Below are 18483 nucleotides of genomic sequence, written 5' to 3' on the forward strand. Positions count from 1 at the left end.
TCACACTGCCTTTGTGTAATCGGGCTCGTAGGAGCAAATGGCGTCCACCTTGGCGGCGGAAGATGATGTCTCGTCGAAGTGGTAGCCCAGCCATTCGCCCACGAGTTTCTTGGCCAGTTCCAAGCCAATCACCCGCTGTCCCATGGTCAGGACCTGGGCGTTGTTGCTCAGGACCGAACGCTCCACGGAGTAGCTGTCGTGCGCGGTGACGGCACGGATTCCGGGGACTTTGTTGGCCGCGATGGCCACGCCCAAGCCCGTTCCGCAGATCAACAGGGCACGGTCCGCTTCGCCCGCGGCTACTTTGCGTGCCGCCTCCACGGCAACGTGCGGGTAGGCAGTGGAGTCGTTGGCCCCGACCCCCACGTCGCTTACGGACGCCACCCGGTGATCGGCTTCAAGCAGTGCCATGAGTGCCTGCTTGTATTCGACGCCGGCTTCGTCGTTGCCGACGATGATCCGCCAGCCTGCTGATGTGGTCATGCTTTAACTCCGTTTCCTGCTGGGGGCGCTAGCAGTGAACCGCCCAGCTGTGAATCGATATGTTGTGAGATCCTCGCCGTGATCAGCCCGAAGGAGACGGCACCGGGATCAGGGTGGCCCAGGCTCTTCTCAGCGAGCGGACGGGCCCGGCCCTTGAGCGGACGCAAGCCGGCTGTCTCAGCTGCCGCGGCCTCGGCTGCCGCAGCAGCAGCCGCGAGGGCCCGGTCGACCGGGGCTCCGGCGTCGAACTCTGTGAGGAATGCGTCCCGGAACGGCAGCAGCGCGTCCACCATGGTCTTGTCGCCAGGTTCGGCCTTGCCAAGCTCGGTGATCGCGTCCACAAAGCCGGTGACGGCAGCCGCGGCATCCTCGCCGGAGTAGCCCGCTTTGTTGCCGAGCGCCTGTCCTGCCGCGATGATCGCCGAGCCCCACAGCGCGCCCGAGGTTCCGCCGGCGCGTTCGCTCCAGGCCTCACCCGCCGCCGTCAGGATCCGCCCCACCGAGGCTCCGCTTGCCGTCTCGGCGGCGGCGAAGGCCGCGTCGACGCCGCGTCGCATGCCGATGCCGTGGTCGCCGTCGCCGGCAATCGCGTCCAGCTTGCCGAGTTCTTCTTCATGCTCGACGACGACGTCCCGCACCTGGGCGAGCACGGCCACGGCCTGCCGCCCGAGTCCGGCGGCAGCCGCGGTGGGCTGCTCGACGTCGGACTCGTCCACCGCGGCGACGCTCCCTTGCTTGCGGGGCCGGCGGGGCGCGAGGTTGCCCTTGCGGAATGCCGGGGTGTCGGCGGGTGCTGCCCAATATTGCTCGAGCTCCTCGTCCAGCCAAAGCAGCGTGAGCGAAAGACCGGACATGTCCAGGCTTGTCACGAGCTCGCCGCACTCGGGCTCCACCACGGTGAGGCCCGCTTTGCTGAGGAGCTTTTCGATCTTGCCGAAGAGCAGGAAGAGTTCGTCATACTTGACGGTGCCGAGGCCGTTGACGATCGCCACCACGCGGTTTCCGGCGTCGTCCGGTTTGTCATTGAGGAGCCTGGAGACGAGCAGTTCGGCGAGCTCGGAAGCGGTGGGCATTTTGTGCTCGGAGATGCCTGGCTCACCGTGGATGCCGAGGCCAAGGGACATCTGGCCGGCCGGAACGTGGAACAGCGGATCCGATGCGCCTGGGAGGGTGCAACCGTCGAAGGCCACCCCGAGCGAGCGTGTGCGGTAGTTCGTCTTGATCGCCAAGCGCTCGACGGCGTCGAGGTCCAGTCCCGCTTCGGCCGCGGCGCCGGCGATCTTGAAGACCGTGAGATCGCCCGCGATTCCCCGCCGTTTTTCGATCTGGTCCAACGGAGCGCTGGCGATGTCGTCGGTAACGGTCACGGTGCGGGTCTCGATGCCTTCCGCGTTGAGGCGCAATTGAGCCTGGCCGAAGTGCAAAACGTCGCCTGCGTAGTTGCCGTAGCTGAGCAGGACTCCGCCTCCGGCGTTGGCTGCTTTGGCTACGCGGTAGACCTGGCCTGCCGCCGGGGAGGCGAACATGTTGCCGCACGCCGAGGCGGTTGCCAGGCCCGGCCCGACCAGTCCGGCGAACGCAGGGTAGTGTCCCGAGCCGCCGCCCACCACGAGGGCGACCTGTCCGGAGGGGACTTCGGTGGAACGGACCACTCCGCCGTCCACGCGGGCAACATAGCCGCGGTTGGCGGCGACGAATCCGTCCAAAGCATCGTCCGCGAAGTCTGCGGGGTTGTCGAAAATCCTTGTCATGGTTCTAGACACCAGCCAGTTGGGAGGCTGCGGCCTGCTGCGCGGAAGCGGAGCCGATTCGGCCGGAAGGCTGCTGCCGGCCCTGGGCAACCTGGCTCTGGCCTAGGACGTAGTTCTCTGTCTTCGGAAGGACCTGCCGCCGGAGGTATTCCTGGTTGCTCGCCGTCACGCTGAGCCCGTCGCCGCCGTAGTGCTCGGTGCACAGGATGCCTTGGAAGCCTACCGACAGCGCGAGCTTGAAGGCCTCGCGATAGTTGATGAGGCCGCTCTCCATCGGCGCAGGCATGGTGATGTAGCTGTCGCGGGCCACGTCTTCGTCGCGGATGTAGTTCTTCATGTGCCAGTAGTTGGAGTACGGCAGGGTCTTGGCTACCATCTCGCGCCAGTCCTCGATGGGACGGTGGAGTCGGATGAGGTTGCCAAGGTCCGGGTTGAGGCCAACGTTGTCCAGCCCGATGTCCTGCACCAGCTGGACCGAGGAATCGGCGGTGCCGAGGTAGGTGTCCTCGTACATTTCGAGGGACAGGAGAATGCCGACTTCCGCGGCGTGCTCACCGAGTTCCCGCAAGCGGGCGACGGCGTTGCCCCAGGTTTCCTTGTCCCCCACCGGGTCCTTGTAGCCTTCCACCGTCCAGAACCACAGCTGCTTTTGCTGCTCGGCGGTGATGGCCTGGTGGAGTCCGAAGGAGACAACCTCGCAGCCCAATTCGGCCGCGGCGTCGATGGTGCGGTGGCTGTACGCCAGGTTCTCTGCCCAGTCGCGGGTGTGAATGACGCTGCGGCGGATGGCCGAGATGACGGGGATGCCAATGCCAACGTGTTCTGCGGTCTGTTTGAACTCGGCGAGGCGTTCTTTGCTGAGGTCGCCGGGGCGGACCCAGCTGTCCGTGAGGTCTGCGTTGGCAAATCCTGCGTCCTTGACTTCCTGCAGGACCTCAGCCCAAGCGGAAGCATCGGCGTCGTTGATGTGCTGTCCGGTTGCGTCAGTGCCGGGGAACTGGAGCAGGGCCGCGGTGATGGGCCAGGTTTCGGCGGTGTAAGCCATAGTTTTCACTCCTTCGTGGAATCCTGTTTCCTATAGGATTTACTATCTGGACGAGGCTGTCAACATGTTTATTTGGATTTCCGCAGGCCGGCCCCGCCTTTTCGCACCCCGCCTAGCGTCATCAAAGATCCTATATGTCTTACATATGTTTGTGAAGAGGGTCACGAGATATCGCGTTCGCCACGCACACAAAAAGGCCCGCCGTTAGACGGGCCTTGAGGGTCTGGCGGCGTCGGGTCGCCGTCTTGATCGCCGTCGGACTCGGCCTGTAGGCGACGGTTCAGTCAGCGGGAGCGTCGGCGATGGCCCGGGCCCGGACCTTGTGCACGTGGTCGGCCATGGCGGCTGCGGCCTGTTCCGGGTCACCGCTCGCCAGCGCGTCGAGCACCGCTTGGTGTTCCGCGATGGCTTGGTCCGCGTCGGTGATGCCCACTCCCCCGAACAGCCGGAACCGCTGGACCTGGCCGCCCAGCGCGGTGTAGGCGGCAAGCATGAATTGATTGCCCGACTGCTCGGCGATCAGCTTATGGAAGCGCTCATCGGCCTCTAGATAGTCCCGGAATTCCACGAAAGACGGGCCTCGAGGAGCAGTCTCCAGGTCCTTCACAGCCTCTCGTAAAGCCGCCAAATCCTCCGGCGTGATCCGGCTGCACGCCAAGCGCGCATTCACGGGCTCAATCGCGAGCCTGGCCTCCATGAGTTCGGCAAAATCCTCGCGCGTGAACACCGGGGCCACCCTGTAACCCTTGAGGGCGACCCGGCGGACCATGCCTGTGTGCTCCAGCCGCGCCAGTGCCTCGCGCACGGGTGTCGGCGAAACGTCCAATTCCCGCGCCGTCCCGTCGATGCTGACCGCGGCTCCTGGTTCGAGCCGGCCGTCCATGAGCCACGCGAGAAGTTCCTCGTAGACGTGGTCGGCGAGAACCTGGCGGCTGACGGGTCGGCCAGGGGCGCGGTCCCGTGAGGAAGCGAGTTTCATAGACAAATCCTATAGGAATGGTCCCTTTGTGGTGGCCTTGGACGCCCGGGACAGACTCTGAAGCCCCTCCCGCTCGGTTAAACCGCGACAGCGGCACCTTTCGCAGGTGCCGCCGTCGGGGTTCAGGCGTTCTAGTTGGCGTAGAACGGGTAGTCGGTGTACCCCTTGGCGCCTTCGCCATAGAACGTGGACGGGTCCGGTTCGTTGAGCGGGAGGCCCTCACGCCACCTGCGCGCAAGGTCCGGGTTGGCAATGGCCGGGCGGCCAACCACCACGGCATCGGCGTGGCCGTCGGCCACGAGTGCCAGGGCTTCATCCCGAGTGGTCACTACACCGAAGCCGGTGTTCACCAGGAACGTGCCGTTGAAACGCTCGCGCAGGTCCTGCACGAGTTCACCCTTGGGATCATGGTGGAGGATGCTGAGGTAGGCGAGGTTGAGCGAGGCGATGGTGTCCACCAGGACTTCATAGGTGGCGCGGACATCGGCGGGGTCGGTCTCGGCGATTCCCTGGACCGAGTGCTCAGGGGAAATCCGGATGCCCACCCGGTTGGCGCCCAATGCTTCAACCACCGCGTTGACCGTCTCGATCACGAAGCGGGCCCGGTTTTCCGGGGAGCCACCGTAGCTGTCGGTGCGGACGTTGGTGTTGGGGGCAAGGAACTCGTGCAGCAGGTAACCGTTGGCAGAGTGCAGTTCGACGCCGTCGAATCCTGCCTCGATGGCGTTCCTGGATGCAGTGACGATTTCCTGGATCACTGCGGGAAGTTCATCAGTGCTCAGTTCGCGGGGCACCGGGTACGGCTTCTTGCCATTCGGCGTGCGGACTTCGCCGTCGATGGCCACGGCACTGGGTGCCACGATCTCATGCCCGCCAGTAATGTCGGCGTGGGAGACGCGCCCACCGTGCATGACCTGGGCGAACATCCGGCCGCCTTCAGCATGGACGGCGTCTGTCACCTTCTTCCAGCCCGCGATCTGTTCCTCCGTGACGAGGCCGGGCTGGCCCGGGTAGGACTTGCCTGCCGGCGTCGGGTAGGTGCCCTCGCTGACGATCAGCCCGAGGGAGGCACGCTGCCGGTAGTGTTCCACAACCAACGGGCCGGGAATGCCTTCGGCGCCCGATCGGACACGGGTCAGCGGCGCCATGACCAAGCGGTTGGAAAGTTCAATCTCGCCAAGAGTCAAAGGAGAAAACAACATGGGCAGTGCCTTTCAAACGGGAACGGGTCCACTGGGGGCAACTGCCGCGCGCCTGCAACTATTCCTGCTGAGACGCGGATCACACGACGACGGCGGCCCCCGCCTTCCGCGGAAAGGCTGGGTGCCGCCGTCGAACGTGCGTGTTTACCGCCTTTCAGCGCGTGTGGTGCGATGGCTGGAGCTCGTACACCGGGGTCGGCAGGCCTTCCGCCCTCGCCTTGAGCTGCAGGGCCAGGTAGCTGGAGTAGTGCCGGCTTTGGTGCAGGTTTCCGCCGTGGATCCAGAGGTTCTGCACGTTGGTGGGCTTCCACATGTTGCGCAGTTCTCCTTCCCAGGGGCCGGGGTCCTTGGGTGTGTCGGAACCGTATCCCCAGCATTTCCCGACGGCGTCGGCCACCTCGGGTGAGACGAGGTCGGCGAGCCAGCCATTCATGGAGCCGTAGCCGGTGGCGTAGATGATGACGTCGGCTTCGAGCTCAGTGCCGTTGTCCATCACCACGGCGTTCCCGGTGATCTTGCTGACCTGGCCGTTCGCGAGTTTCACGCGTCCGTCGATGATCAGCTGGGATGCACCGACGTCGATGTAGTAGCCGGAGCCGCGTCGCAAGTACTTCAGGAAGAGGCCCGAGCCGTCCACTCCAAAGTCGAGATCGAAACCGGCCGCCTCAAGCCGGGAGTAAAACTCGGCGTCGCGCTCCGCCATCTGGTGGTAGACCGGGATCTGGGCCTCTGGCAGGATCCGGTACGGCAAGGAAGCGAAGAGAAGGTCGGCTTTCTCTGTGGTGACTCCGTTGGCTAGCGCCTTTTCCGAGTAGAGATCGCCGAGCGCCAGGTCCATCAGGGACTCACTCCGGGCGATGTGCGTGGACGAGCGCTGGACCATGGTGACCTCGGCGCCGTGTTCCCACAGGTCTGCGCAGATATCGTGAGCCGAGTTGTTCGAGCCGATCACCACGGCCTTTTTCCCGGTCCAGTCACCGCCGCCTGGGTGCTTGGAGGAATGGTACTGCTGCCCCAGGAAGCTCTCGGCGCCGTCGAACACGGGGACGTTCGGGTAGCCGGAGACGCCCAAGGCGAACACCAGCTGCTTCGGACGCAAGGTGACCGGTTCGCCGTCGCGCATGACGCTGACTTCCCACTCGCCGCGATCCTCGTCCCACTGGGCGTTGGTGCACTCGGTCTTGGACCAGTAGTTCAGTTCCATGATCCGGGTGTAGTGCTCCAGCCAATCGCCGATCTTGTCCTTGGCTGCGAAGACGGGCCAGTCGTCCGGGAACTTCATGTAGGGCAAGTGGTCGTACCAGACGGGGTCGTGCAGGTGCAGCGACTTGTAGCGGTTGCGCCAGGAGTCGCCCGGGCGCTCGTTCTTCTCGACGATGATGGTGGAGACTCCGAGCCTGCGCAGCCGCGCTCCGAGCCCGATCCCGCCCTGGCCGCCGCCAATGATGACAGTGTTGGGCTGCTCCTCGTAGCCCAGCTTGGCTTCTTGCTCTTCCTTGAGTTCGAGCCAGGATTTGCGGCCCTTGCTGATGTGGTGGGCCACTCCTTGCTCCCGGTTGGGGCCCTTCTTTTCCTCGAAACCCTTGAGTTCCTGCATCGTGGTGAGCAGGGTCCAGCACTTGCCGTTGCGCAGCCGAAGGTGTGCGTGGCCACGAGCCTGCGCAGTTTCAAAGTCGAGCCAGGCCTCGGCGTTTGCCGCATCGCCCGTGGCATCTTCGGCGAGTTTCCAGTTGCTTGGCTGCACGTTCGGGAGCGTGGTGTCCAGCATCCGCTTGATCTCGGACTTGCCCTCGAGGGTCTTCAAGTTCCATGTGAAGGAAACGAAGTCGCGCCAATACGATTCGTCCTCGAACAGTTCCAGTGCAGCCTCGGTGTTGTTGCTGCGCAGCGCCTCATCGAACTGCGCCAGCCAAGCCTCGGCTATGCCGTTTGCGGTCTCAGGCATTTCTCCTCTTTCCATCGCTGACGATGAGCCAATTCCCGGTTCCGTGGCAACTGTCCGGTGAGTGACTCGCATCACAAGTAGATGCCGCAGGGGGTTACAATCGGGTGACACGGGCTCCTCTCCTTGTTCCCACGCGGGTTTGGGCCGTCGATCCAGCGATTCAATGGCGAGTTGGGAGTTTGCGCATGCGTCACGGCCCGAGCGCGCTGATCCCGGATCCGGGACTGCGCTTCTCTTCGCCGTTGGAATACGCCAAGACGCTCCGCTTGGCCCACGAGGCTGCCTTGTCCGGCGCCCCTCACCCGTTATTGCCAACGTCCCTTGTGGAGTCCTGGCAGCGGTCCATCGCGCTTGGCATCAACCCCGATCGACACAGCCCGGCCCACCGTCATGAAGTCGCCGAAGCCCGTTCCCTCGGGAAAGGACACCGCCTGGCCAGCGTGGTTCCGGCGCTCTCGCAGTTGCTTGCCGATGAGTCCGCCGCGGGCCGCCACCTGCTGATCGTCACCGACCACTATGGCGAGGTGCTCTGGAGAATCGGCAGCGGTTCCGCGCTGCGGCAGGCCGACTCCCTCGAATTCGTGGAGGGTGCCGATTGGTCCGAGGCTGGAGTCGGCACCAACGCCATCAGCGAGGCCCTCATCTCGGGGAACGCCGCCCAGCTCTTCTCCGCCGAGCACCTCGTCCGGACCCACCACGATTGGGCATGCACCGCAGCGCCCATCCGCGACCCCTTCACCGGGGACATTGTCGGGATCCTGGATGTGTCGGGGCCCATCGATTCGGTGACGCCGGATAGCCTGCGGATGGTGCGTTGCGGCGTCCGGCTCGCGGAGGAGCTCCTACGGTCGGAAGGCGCGACGGCGGACCCGAGTCAGCGCGCCGCCGTCGGGCACTTTCGTCCCGGCATAGTTTCGACGCTATTTTTGGGACTGCTCGGCGACAAGCCGACGGCAGAGCTCGACGGCGGCGGCCCGCTTCCAGTGACGCTGCGCCGGGCGGAGATCCTCGCGTTGCTTGCCTCCAGGACACAGGGGTGGAGCGCCGATGAGCTCGCGTATCAACTGCATGGCGAAGATGGTGCCGCCACGGCCATCCGGACGGAGATGCACCGGATCCGTGCGTTGCTCGGAAATGTGGTGGAGGCGAATCCGTACCGTTTTGCTCCGGGCGTGACAGTAGTGACCGACGCCGGACTAGTCGCCGAGCATTTGCGGGCCGGACGGGTGCACGATGCCGTGGCCGCGTATTCAGGGCGCATCCTGAACCGTTCGGTAACCCTGGCCATAGAGCTGATGCGCGACGAGCTGGACCAGGCTGTCGCCGCGTCGGTTCGGGCAAGCGGTGATGCTGAACTGATCAGCCGTTGGTGTTCCACGGACATGGGCTCGGACGATTCCGAAGCCGCGATGACCTTGGCGAGTCTCATGGCTCCCGACGATTCACGGTTCCAGCTGGTGCGGGCACGAATGGACAGGATCGACAGGGAACTTCGGACGTAGGCGCTTCATTTTAGGGGACGCCTGGGCAACCGTCGCCCCGCGGATTCACGATGCAGTTGTCGGCGTAGTTGCGCGTGATCGACCTCCACACGCTCACCCTCTGTGGCGGCGATGCAAACTGTCCTGTGCCTGGAATCGGCATGTTCGGACCACCATTCACGGAGTAGGTGCCGCGGAAGGTAGTGGTCACGGACAACTGAAAGTCACCGGTCTGTTGATACACATGGCTCGTTCTCGTCTTTTGGCCCCATTGTTCCTCTGGGATCGGCCCGCCGGCAAAGGGGGTTGGCCCGAGACTGTTGCCGTCCCCATACGCATAGGTGTACTCGACTGGGGTTGCGACTATGTGGACTCGCTGGCCAAGGATCGTCACATCGAATTGCTGCTCAACGGCGTCCGCGAAGATGTTTGTTTCAGCGCCCTTGAGCGTGTGCGGGCTTGGCTGGGCCCTCAGCTCCGCCGGTTTGATCGGAAGGTTGCGGAAGTCGCTCTCAATCCTTGCAGCAATTTTCGGCAAGAGATCCTCTGGCTTTTCGTCGTAGAGGCACGACGGGCCACTTCCGTTGGGAGTCCAGTCAGTCCACACCGGGTTCGAAACCGACTTCGGAGCGACTTTCCAAATGACCGCCGTACCTGGTTTTCCGCCAGCCTCACGAGGCGGACATTGCAACTGACCAGGTAGGCACTTCTTCGCCAGCGAATCCTGATCAACCTGGCATTGGAGGTCTGCCTTGTATTGGTTGGGGTCGTCGCTGACGAAGTTTGGAGGGGCGGGGATAAATTCGCCGGATTGAGGGTCACGGATCCATTTGGCGGTGACTTCGATTCCTCTTTTTTGAAATCCTGCGGATACAGGATCGTCCTGCGTGGCGGCCGCTTCTTCGATCGGGGCGACCAAACTGACCGCAAGTACCAAAACCGTAACTGCCCAATATCTCGGTTTCATTCGTCCCTACTGAATGAGTCCGAGGTCTGAGACCTTCCAAGAGCCTGATTCGAAAACTGCAATCATGACTGTTGCCGAGTTAGATGGAGGTGTTGGAGGCTGGCTAATGCTTCCATCGGCTTCGAAGTAGTCGATTTGATCCTGAATCGTTTGAATCTCCACCTGCTGCGAAGGCGCATCCGCCTTGTATAGCGCCCTAATTGATGGTGTCGTCATCTTGCCGCCGACAAGCCATCGTCCTTTGGAGTATCCGGAATCTAGCCCTTTTTTGAGACTTGCACAGAAGACACATTGAGAAGCGGTCTTCGGCGACCAGTGTTCAGTATCCCCAGTCTCATAAGCGTATGAAAGCGCTTGGAACCAGTACCTTGCAAACGCCTCTACGCCTTCCTTGCTGTTCGCCTTCGCGGCCTCCGGCAGCACCGGAATGGGCACGTTCTCCGCTTTCCCCTTGGCATCCGCTGGTTTGTAGGCAGCCGTCGAGGTCGGAGAGGGCGTAGCCGTGGCACTGGCTGAAGCGGAAACCGTAGGTGACGCAGACTGCGGCTGGGTGTTATTCCCGCAAGCGGTCAGCGTCAACGCCGTTGCGAGGCTGCCAATGATGAAAGAGCGAGCGGAAATCGAGGTGCGTGGAGTCATGGTTTGCTATCCCCAAATAGTTTTCAAGACTAAACGTTTCCAAAAAGGGTAGCTTAATTGCCCATCGTGGCGGGAAAGTTATCCACAGGCTCCGGCTCATTACACGACATCGCTTCACCAGCGCGGCGCAACACAACAGACACAACAAAGACAAGCCAAAGGCCTCGACGACGGGACCGCGGCCAGGCCGCCCATCCGTCGTCGAGGCCTATGGAACCTGTCGAACTCCCGCCTAATTTTGAGCCGGCAGGACCAACTCCCCCGACTTATCCGTCGACAAGGCGAGCGACGAGATGAACTGCGGCTCGCCGTCGGGCCCGTCCTGGGCCGAGCGGACCATGTCCGGACGCTCGAACTCCAGGCCCGTCACGTGGCACAAAAGCTTGGCGTCGCTCGGGTTGCCGTCGGCGTCGAACATCGGTAGATCGATTCCGTCGTCGGAGCGGCGCAGGTAGTACTTCCCGCGGGTCAACACGGCCAGTGCGGGCGTCAGCACAAGCGCCAGCCCAACAGCGAAGATCGGCGAGTAGGGCTGGACAGCCGAGCCGAAAGCACCGAAGAACACGGCAATCGAAACAACGGCCGAAACCAGCATCGATATGAAGCCGACCGGGTTGACGGCGTAAAGCATGCCGCGGCGGAACTCGGGCACCTTCGGCGAAACCTTGAGCAAGTATTTGTTGATGGCGATATCGGACGCCACCGTAACCACCCATGCCATGGCGCAATTCGCGTAGAAGCCAAGGATGGTGTTGAGGAATTCGAACATGTTCGCTTCCATCAGCACCAGCGCAATCACCAAGTTCACAACCACAAACACCATGCGCCCCGGGTAGCTCTTGGTGACTCGCGTGAAACTGTTGGTCCACGCGAGCGAGCCGGAGTAGGCGTTGGTCACGTTGATCTTGATTTGCGAAATGACCACGAGCACCACGGCCAAGGTCATCGCCAGCCATGCCGGCATCATTTCCTGGTACACGCCAAGGAATTGGTGCACGGGCTCGTTCGCGTGGACGGACGCGGCCGGGTCCAGCGTGGCGATCAGGTAGATAGCAATAAACATGCCCACGATCTGCTTGATCGCGCCGAAGATCACCCAACCCGGACCTGCCAGGATCACGGCACGCCACCAGGCGCCGCGGTTCTCGGCGGTCTTGGGCGGCATGAAGCGCAAGTAATCAATCTGTTCCGCGATCTGCGCCATGAGTGACAGACAGACACCTGCGGCCAGCATCACGGAGGCCAGGTTGGTGCCTTCGGCCCCGGATTTGCCCGTGAACGCGAAGAACTCCCCGATGCTGTCCGGGTGCGAAATCACCAAGTACCCCACGGGAACCACCATGAGCAGGAGCCACAACGGGGTGGTCCACACCTGCAATTTGGACAGGGCCTTCATACCGTAAATCACCAAGGGAATGACAATCAGCGTGGACGCCGCATAGCCGAGCCACCGCGGGATGCCCAGCCCAAGCTCCAGGCCTTGCGCCATGATGGATCCCTCGAGCGCGAAGAAGATGAACGTGAAGGTCGCGAAAATAACGTTGGTGACAACAGATCCGTAATAGCCGAATCCGGATCCTCGTGTGATGAGGTCAAGGTCAATGTTGTAGCGAGCAGCGTAATAGGCCAAAGGAAATCCGGTGGCGAAAATAACCACAGCCGCCACCACAATTCCGAAAATAGCATTCACGGTGCCATAAGAAATACCGATATTCGCGCCGATGGAGAAATCCGCCAAATAAGCGATTCCACCGAGCGCACTCGTCGCGACCACGCCCGCACCCCACTTGCGGTAAGACCGTGGCGCGAACCTGAGGGTGTAGTCCTCCAGGCTCTCCTTCGCTGCGCTCATCGCATCGGCATTGCCCGTCGTGCGGCTCCCGGCGCCTAGCGTCTCGGAAGGTTCGACGACGGCGAGCCCCTCCGGTAAGCCGCCCCCCGTCGGTGGTTCAAGCACTTGCGTTGTCTTCGAATCGTCAGTCATCCCCGCAACTTTCCTCGTCTGGACATGTTTCCCCGGTGAACATGGCCTCGACGCTATCGACGGGATGGAACCACGGAGTCACCACCGTGTTTCCGGGCTGTAACTTATCCAGCGAGTCGGCCGCCAAGATTGCAGCTCGGGGTTTGTGGACGTCCAACAAAATCACCGCCCCACAAGCCCACTACCGTCATGAAGGAACGCACCATCCCCCGCAAGCAACGGCCGAGGAGCACCATGACCACCCAGCCAAACCCAAGGCGTACGTCCAAATATCCGATTCTGGAAACAGCCCGCGAGCAAGTCCTCGCGAAAGGCGAAGGCCTCAGCGAATCCCAACTGCTCGAGATCCTGGAGCTTCCGGACGAGGCCATCCCCGAAGCCCTGCAGCTTGCCCACGAAGTTCGCCTCGAGCACTGCGGCGAGGACGTGGAAGTAGAGGGAATCATCTCCATCAAGACCGGAGGATGCCCTGAGGACTGCGATTTCTGCAGCCAGTCGGGCCTGTTTGACAGTCCGGTCCGGGGCGTCTGGCTCGACATCCCCGAGCTCGTAAAAGCCGCCAAGGAAACGGCCGCCACCGGGGCCACGGAGTTCTGCATCGTCGCAGCCGTCCGCGGCCCCGACATCAAGCTCATGAACCAGATCAAGTTTGCGATCGACCACATCAACGCGGAAGTGGACATCAACATCGCGTGTTCCTTGGGTATGCTCACCCAGCGCCAAGTGGACCAACTCGCCGAGTGGGGCGTCCACCGCTACAACCACAACCTCGAAACCGCGCGCAGCTACTTCCCCGAAGTCGTCACCACCCACACGTACGAGGAACGCCTCGACACCTGCAACATGGTCAAGGCAGCCGGCATGGAACTTTGCTGCGGAGCCCTGATCGGCATGGGCGAAACCACTGCCCAACGAGCCGAACTCGCCAGCCAGCTCGCGGCCCTCGAACCCCACGAAGTCCCGCTGAACTTCCTCAATCCGCGCCCCGGGACGCCCCTCGAAAACCAAGGAATCATGGACGGCAAGGACGCCCTCCGCGCGATTGCGGCGTTCCGCCTCGCGATGCCGCGGACCGTGCTTCGTTACGCCGGCGGGCGGGAACTGACCTTGGGCGATCTCGGCACGCGCGAAGGCCTCATGGGCGGCATCAACGCCGTGATCGTCGGCAACTACCTCACCACCCTGGGCCGTCCCGCCGACGCGGACCTCAACCTCCTCGTCGAGCTGAACATGCCTATCAAGGAACTCCAGAAGTCGCTGTGAACGCTAGGGCCGTAGGCACAAACATAGATAGCTACTGCGGGCACTGCGGCGGACCCACCGCGCAAGGCGGAGCCCAGCAAGGCGAGCGCCCGACGTCGGACGCTCACGAGAGCTGCCAGCAGCGCCTCGCGATGGAACCACCCCGCTATTGCGCTCTTTGTCGCCGCCGCATGAAAGTCCAGGTCACGCCGCTCGGCTGGACCGCGGAATGCTCGCGCCACGGAAGGCTGACAACATGAGCGTCATCCAGCGTGACCGCGCGAGCCTTTGGCATCCGTACGCTCCGGCGTCGGGGACGCTGCCGTTGTGGGAAGTCGAAGACGCCGACGGCGTGACGTTGCGGCTCCGCGACGAAACCGGCCGACGCCATGAGGTGCTCGACGCCATGTCCTCCTGGTGGGCCGTCATCCACGGCTACCGGAACCCCGTCCTGGATGCGGCGGCGAAGCGCCAACTAGACACCTTCAGCCATGTAATGTTCGGCGGCCTCACCCACGAGCCCGCCGTCGAACTGGCCGAACGGCTCGTGGCCATGGCCCCTTCTGCCGCAGATCGGCCACGGCTGGAGCGGGTCTTCCTGGCGGATTCGGGGTCGGTGTCCGTGGAGGTGGCGCTCAAGCTGGCGGTGCAGTTCCAGACGGCTTCAGGGTTCCCCAAGAGGCAACGCTTCCTCAGCATCCGCGGCGGCTACCACGGCGACACCTTCGCGGCGATGGGAGTCTGCGACCCGGTGGACGGCATGCATTCGGCGTTCCCCGGGCTGCTCGCTGCCAATGTGTTCGCCGCGCGGCCACCCGCCGTGGGCGCGCCGCCCGAGGAAATCGAGGAGTGGCGGGCGCACGTCGAGGACCTGGCGGCGGAACACGCCAACGAACTGGCCGCGATCATCGTGGAGCCCGTGCTTCAAGGCGCCGGGGGCATGTTCGTCTACGCAGCCGAGTGCCTGCGCATCCTCCGCGACATCGCCGATCGGCACGGGATCCTCCTGATCCTCGACGAGATCGCCACTGGCTTCGGCCGCACGGGCGAGCTGTTCGCCGCGCAACATGCCGGCGTGGTTCCGGACATCATGTGCGTCGGGAAGGCCCTCACCGGCGGTTACCTCACGCTCGCGGCGATGCTCTGCACAGGCGAGGTGGCGGCCCGGGTCTCGAGCGGCGGCGCGGGCGCCTTGCTGCACGGACCCACGTTCATGGGCAATCCGCTTGCGTGTTCGGTGGCTAATGCGAGCTTGGGCATTCTCGACGACGGGGCCTGGCGCAGCGATGTGGCCCGGATCGGCTCGGGCCTCGCGGCCGGCCTTGAAGCTGCCAACGCGTTCGACGCCGTCAAAGAGGTCCGCACGATCGGCGCTGTCGGCGTCCTCGAATTGAACACGGAAGTGAACGTCGCCGCCGTGGCGAGTGCCGCCGTCGGGCACGGAGTGTGGCTGCGGCCGTTCCGGAACCTTGTTTACGCGATGCCGCCCTACATCAGCTCCGCCGAAGAGGTCCGGCGGATGGCCGAAGGCATGGTGGCGGCCGTGGCCGAGGTGCACTGCCCATGAGCACGTCCATGACCGCGTGGTTGGAACAGCAGGCCTCGGTCCGCGAGCGCCGGGGCCTCGTCCGCACGCCCATGACGCGGCACGGTGGGGACCCCGAGGTGGATCTGGCGAGCAACGACTATCTTGGCCTCGCGACGGACCCGAGGCCGGCAGAGGCTTCCCGGGAGGCGATCGGCCGTTGGGGAACCGGTGCCGCGTCCTCGCGACTGGTTGCCGGTACCACGGCGCTGCACCTGGAGCTCGAATCCGAGCTTGCGAGGCTCACCGGCATGGAATCCGCGTTGGTCTTCTCGTCCGGTTACTTGGCCAATCTGGGCGTCACGACGGCGCTCGGCGGCCCAGGGACCCTCATCGTTGCCGACGAACATTGCCACGCTTCGCTGATTGACGGTTTTCGCTTGAGCCGTTCGAGGGTGGAAACGGTTCCGCACAACGATCTAGGCGCAATCGGGCACCAGCTGAGCACCCGCGCAGAACCCCGGGCCTTGATCGTGGTCGAGTCCATCTACAGCGTCTTCGGCGACGCCGCCCCGCTCCCCCAGCTGCTGGCACTGGCCGAAGAGCACGACGCGATGCTCCTCGTGGACGAGGCCCACAGCCTCGGTGTTGCGGGCCTCGGCGCGTTTGAGGGTCACGGCTCGGTGGCTGGAACGGACCTTGCGGCCCACCCCAACGTGGTGTTGACAGCAACGCTTTCCAAGTCACTCGGCAGCCAGGGGGGTGCAGTACTTGGCAGTGCCCTGCTCCGCGAACACCTCGTCAACAGGGCCCGCAGCTTCATTTTCGACACCGGGCTCGCACCAGCGTCGGCCGCCGCTGCACTCGCCGCCGTCGGAATCATCCGGGCGGAACCGTGGCGTGCGGCGGCCGTCCATCGGAACGCTGCCAGTCTCACGGCGGGACTGGCGCCCGCGCTACAGGGGCGCGGCCCCGGCGTCGGGCCCGCTGGCGCGCCGCTTGAAACAGCTGGTGCCGTGCAATCCATCCCGATGCCCTCTGCCGCTGCGGCACTTTCGGCGAGCCAGGCGGCACACCGGGCGGGTATCCGCGTCGGCTGCTTCCGCCCGCCATCGGTTCCCGACGGGGTCTCGCGCCTCCGGCTGACGGCCCGCGCCACCCTGACTCCCCACGACATCGACTACGCGTGCGCGACGTTGCGCCGCATCCTGGAGGAAACGCCATGAAACTGCCACACATAGTGTTGGTCACCGGTACGGACACCGGCGTCGGCAAGACTGTCGCGACGGCGGCGCTTGCGTCCGCGCTGCAGGCTGAGGGCCGCTCGGTGGCCGTGTACAAGCCTTGCCAGAGCGGCGATGCGGCGGGTGACTCCGACTGCGTCGAAATCACCCGATTGGCCGGACCGCTCACGGCCGAGGCCGGCGTCGTGCTTCAAGAACCCCTCGCCCCGGTGCCCGCAGCCGCACTGGACGGAATCACGTTGCCCCCGATTGCGGCACATGCCGAGCGCATACGGGAATTAGCCAGCACACATGACCATGTCCTCGTGGAGGGTTCCGGCGGTCTCCTCGTGGAGTTGGACCCCACCGGCGGCACGCTAGCGGATCTGGGCAGTCACCTTGGAAGCGATGCGACTTTTGTAGTGGTTGCCCGCCCCGCTTTGGGAACCCTGAACCATACGGCCCTGACGCTCGAGGCCCTGGAACGCAGGGACCTGCGCATCCATGGCGTGATTCTGGGAACCTGGCCGGACGACCCGGGCGTGCTGGAACACGGCAACCGGGCGACGCTCGGCTCGCTGCGGCAGCTTCTTGGAGTGCTCCCCGAGCGCGCCGCGGACCTCCCACCCGTGACGTTCAAGGCGGCGAGTGTGCACTGGCTGAGCGGTTTGGACTCCTTGAACGGGGCCAGGTCATGAGCGCCGCTTCTGCCAGCGCCCAGACGTGCCCGTATATGGTGCTGCGGGAGCCCGCTGCAGTGCGGGAGGTCCTGCACCGGCCGGAAGATTTCAGTCCGGCGAATGCCCTCATCGCTGTGACACCGTTGTCCGGACCGTCCTTGCGCGTCCTGCAGCGTGCCCGCTTCGCCTTGCCGCCGGTGCTGGCCAGCAACCACACCGATTCCCATGCAGGTATCCGCAAGGTGGTGGCCGGGTTCTTTACCCCGGCAACGGTCGGTGCTTTCGAGCCACGTATCCGCGGCATCGCGCGGGATGCTGGTTCCGACGCGGCCGCGCTCTTGAATGCGCACGGACAGGTGGATCTGGTGCAGGCCGTGGCCGCTTACCCGCCGGCGATCGTGATGTTGGAGCTTCTGGGCCTTCCGGTGCGCGACCTTCCGGAGCTCAAAGCCTGGAGCCTGGACTCCCTCGAACTCTTCTGGGGCTGGCCGGATCCCGAGCGGCAACTGGAACTGGCACACAGCGCGGCAGAGTTCTACGGCTGGCTGCGGGAACTCGTCCTCGAGGCAGTGGCCTCGCCCGGGCGGAATCTCTTCGGCTCCTTGGCGGAACACGGTCTCAGCACTCCCGAGATCTGTTCCCTCGGCTACTTCCTGCTCATCGCAGGGCAGGAAACCACCACCCAGCTCATCAGCACGGCACTATTCAGGCTTGCCGAGGGATCCACAGGCTTTGCCTGGAAAGACGCCCCTTCCGGCACCATTGCCCGGGATCTCATCCGGCACGTTTTGGCCACGGAATCTTCCGTTCCTACATGGCGTCGGGTTGCCGCAGAGGACACGGTCCTCGACGACGAGCGCATCCCGGCCGGCGCCGAAATCCTCTTGGAACTCACGGGGAACCACTCGTTGTCTGAGCAAGGTCCTACGGCCTACGGACTGGCGTTCGGCTCAGGCATTCACCGTTGCCTCGGTGCGAAGCTCGCGGAACTGGAGGCCACCGTCGTCGTACAGGAAACTGCGGCAGCGCTGCAAGGCGTTCGTTTGGCAGAACCGAACCCCGAGTGGCTCCGCCTGTTGTCCTTCCAAGCGCCGCGGACAGTGGTGGTCGGCCGCTGACCCAACCCCGGACCCTCGCTCACATAAAGCGACTTTTGGCCGGACGCTCGCTCACATAAAGCCACTTTTGGCGGTATCTATCAAGCTGTTTGTGACAGCGGGGTGGTTTGTTTGTTGTTGATCCCGGCGGTGGGGGGTGCTCCCGGCGCGGTGGGTTTGTTGCGGTATCGGTGGGGGTTGCGGGCGTAGCAGGTGTCGAGTGTTGCTTGCCGTTGCCTG

General features: G+C 64.0%; 16 protein-coding genes. 7 read left to right on the forward strand and 9 right to left on the reverse strand.

Annotated elements, in window-relative coordinates; all coding sequences use genetic code 11:
• The 6 genes from AC1DJW_RS23095 to AC1DJW_RS23120 all read right to left on the reverse strand — a co-directional run bounded on the left by AC1DJW_RS23095 (position 1) and on the right by AC1DJW_RS23120 (position 7405).
• Positions 1 to 483 (reverse strand): ribose-5-phosphate isomerase, encoded by a 483-nt coding sequence (locus AC1DJW_RS23095; protein ID WP_390280972.1) that lies wholly within the window; start codon positions 481 to 483, stop codon positions 1 to 3.
• Positions 480 to 2234 carry a dihydroxyacetone kinase subunit DhaL gene (dhaL, locus tag AC1DJW_RS23100; protein ID WP_476902612.1) on the reverse strand — a complete coding sequence of 585 codons (1755 nt, stop codon included), beginning with the start codon at positions 2232 to 2234 and terminating at the stop codon, positions 480 to 482. Before dhaL ends, AC1DJW_RS23095 begins: the two co-directional genes overlap by 4 nt.
• Before the next feature lie 4 nt (positions 2235 to 2238).
• A complete protein-coding gene (locus AC1DJW_RS23105; protein WP_459340760.1) occupies positions 2239 to 3279 on the reverse strand; it encodes a sugar phosphate isomerase/epimerase family protein in 1041 nt (346 codons plus the stop codon).
• A gap of 280 nt (positions 3280 to 3559) precedes the next feature.
• Positions 3560 to 4258, reverse strand: a complete 699-nt coding sequence (locus AC1DJW_RS23110; protein ID WP_390280966.1) for a GntR family transcriptional regulator — start codon at positions 4256 to 4258, stop codon at positions 3560 to 3562.
• A gap of 131 nt (positions 4259 to 4389) precedes the next feature.
• The gene (locus tag AC1DJW_RS23115; protein ID WP_476902613.1) at positions 4390 to 5460 is read right to left on the reverse strand and encodes an alkene reductase; all 1071 of its coding nucleotides are present in this window, start codon (positions 5458 to 5460) and stop codon (positions 4390 to 4392) included.
• A gap of 154 nt (positions 5461 to 5614) precedes the next feature.
• Entirely contained in the window at positions 5615 to 7405 is a 1791-nt protein-coding gene (locus tag AC1DJW_RS23120; RefSeq protein ID WP_476902614.1) for an NAD(P)-binding domain-containing protein, read from the reverse strand.
• A gap of 185 nt (positions 7406 to 7590) precedes the next feature.
• Between AC1DJW_RS23120 and AC1DJW_RS23125 the strand changes: the two genes are divergently transcribed.
• Positions 7591 to 8907: a GAF domain-containing protein gene (locus AC1DJW_RS23125; protein ID WP_476902615.1), complete on the forward strand. Its 1317-nt coding sequence runs from the start codon at positions 7591 to 7593 to the stop codon at positions 8905 to 8907.
• Positions 8908 to 8917: 10 nt separating this feature from the next.
• Here AC1DJW_RS23125 and AC1DJW_RS23130 read toward each other — a convergent pair whose 3' ends face one another.
• From AC1DJW_RS23130 to AC1DJW_RS23140, 3 genes are all read right to left on the reverse strand, one after another.
• The gene (locus AC1DJW_RS23130; RefSeq protein ID WP_476902616.1) at positions 8918 to 9853 is read right to left on the reverse strand and encodes a hypothetical protein; all 936 of its coding nucleotides are present in this window, start codon (positions 9851 to 9853) and stop codon (positions 8918 to 8920) included.
• Positions 9854 to 9859: 6 nt separating this feature from the next.
• The gene (locus tag AC1DJW_RS23135; RefSeq protein WP_476902617.1) at positions 9860 to 10492 is read right to left on the reverse strand and encodes a DUF6318 family protein; all 633 of its coding nucleotides are present in this window, start codon (positions 10490 to 10492) and stop codon (positions 9860 to 9862) included.
• A gap of 232 nt (positions 10493 to 10724) precedes the next feature.
• A complete protein-coding gene (locus tag AC1DJW_RS23140; protein ID WP_476902618.1) occupies positions 10725 to 12476 on the reverse strand; it encodes a purine-cytosine permease family protein in 1752 nt (583 codons plus the stop codon).
• Positions 12477 to 12710: 234 nt separating this feature from the next.
• Here AC1DJW_RS23140 and bioB point away from each other — a divergent pair, with 234 nt between their 5' ends.
• The 6 genes from bioB (at position 12711) to AC1DJW_RS23170 (ending at position 18264) form a co-directional block, all read left to right on the forward strand.
• A complete protein-coding gene (gene bioB / locus AC1DJW_RS23145; RefSeq protein ID WP_476902619.1) occupies positions 12711 to 13739 on the forward strand; it encodes a biotin synthase BioB in 1029 nt (342 codons plus the stop codon).
• A gap of 131 nt (positions 13740 to 13870) precedes the next feature.
• Entirely contained in the window at positions 13871 to 13978 is a 108-nt protein-coding gene (gene bsaP / locus AC1DJW_RS23150) for a biotin synthase auxiliary protein BsaP (protein WP_476902623.1), read from the forward strand.
• On the forward strand, positions 13975 to 15285 hold the full coding sequence (locus AC1DJW_RS23155) for an adenosylmethionine--8-amino-7-oxononanoate transaminase (protein WP_476902620.1): 1311 nt from the start codon (positions 13975 to 13977) through the stop codon (positions 15283 to 15285). The genes bsaP and AC1DJW_RS23155 overlap by 4 nt, the downstream gene beginning before the upstream one ends.
• 8 nt (positions 15286 to 15293) lie before the next feature.
• On the forward strand, positions 15294 to 16469 hold the full coding sequence (locus AC1DJW_RS23160) for an 8-amino-7-oxononanoate synthase (RefSeq protein ID WP_476902624.1): 1176 nt from the start codon (positions 15294 to 15296) through the stop codon (positions 16467 to 16469).
• Entirely contained in the window at positions 16466 to 17164 is a 699-nt protein-coding gene (gene bioD, locus AC1DJW_RS23165; protein WP_476902621.1) for a dethiobiotin synthase, read from the forward strand. Before AC1DJW_RS23160 ends, bioD begins: the two co-directional genes overlap by 4 nt.
• Entirely contained in the window at positions 17161 to 18264 is a 1104-nt protein-coding gene (locus AC1DJW_RS23170) for a cytochrome P450 (RefSeq protein WP_476902622.1), read from the forward strand. The genes bioD and AC1DJW_RS23170 overlap by 4 nt, the downstream gene beginning before the upstream one ends.
• Positions 18265 to 18483 lie beyond the last annotated feature (219 nt).

The sequence above is a fragment of the Arthrobacter sp. 05L417 genome (assembly GCF_056397865.1).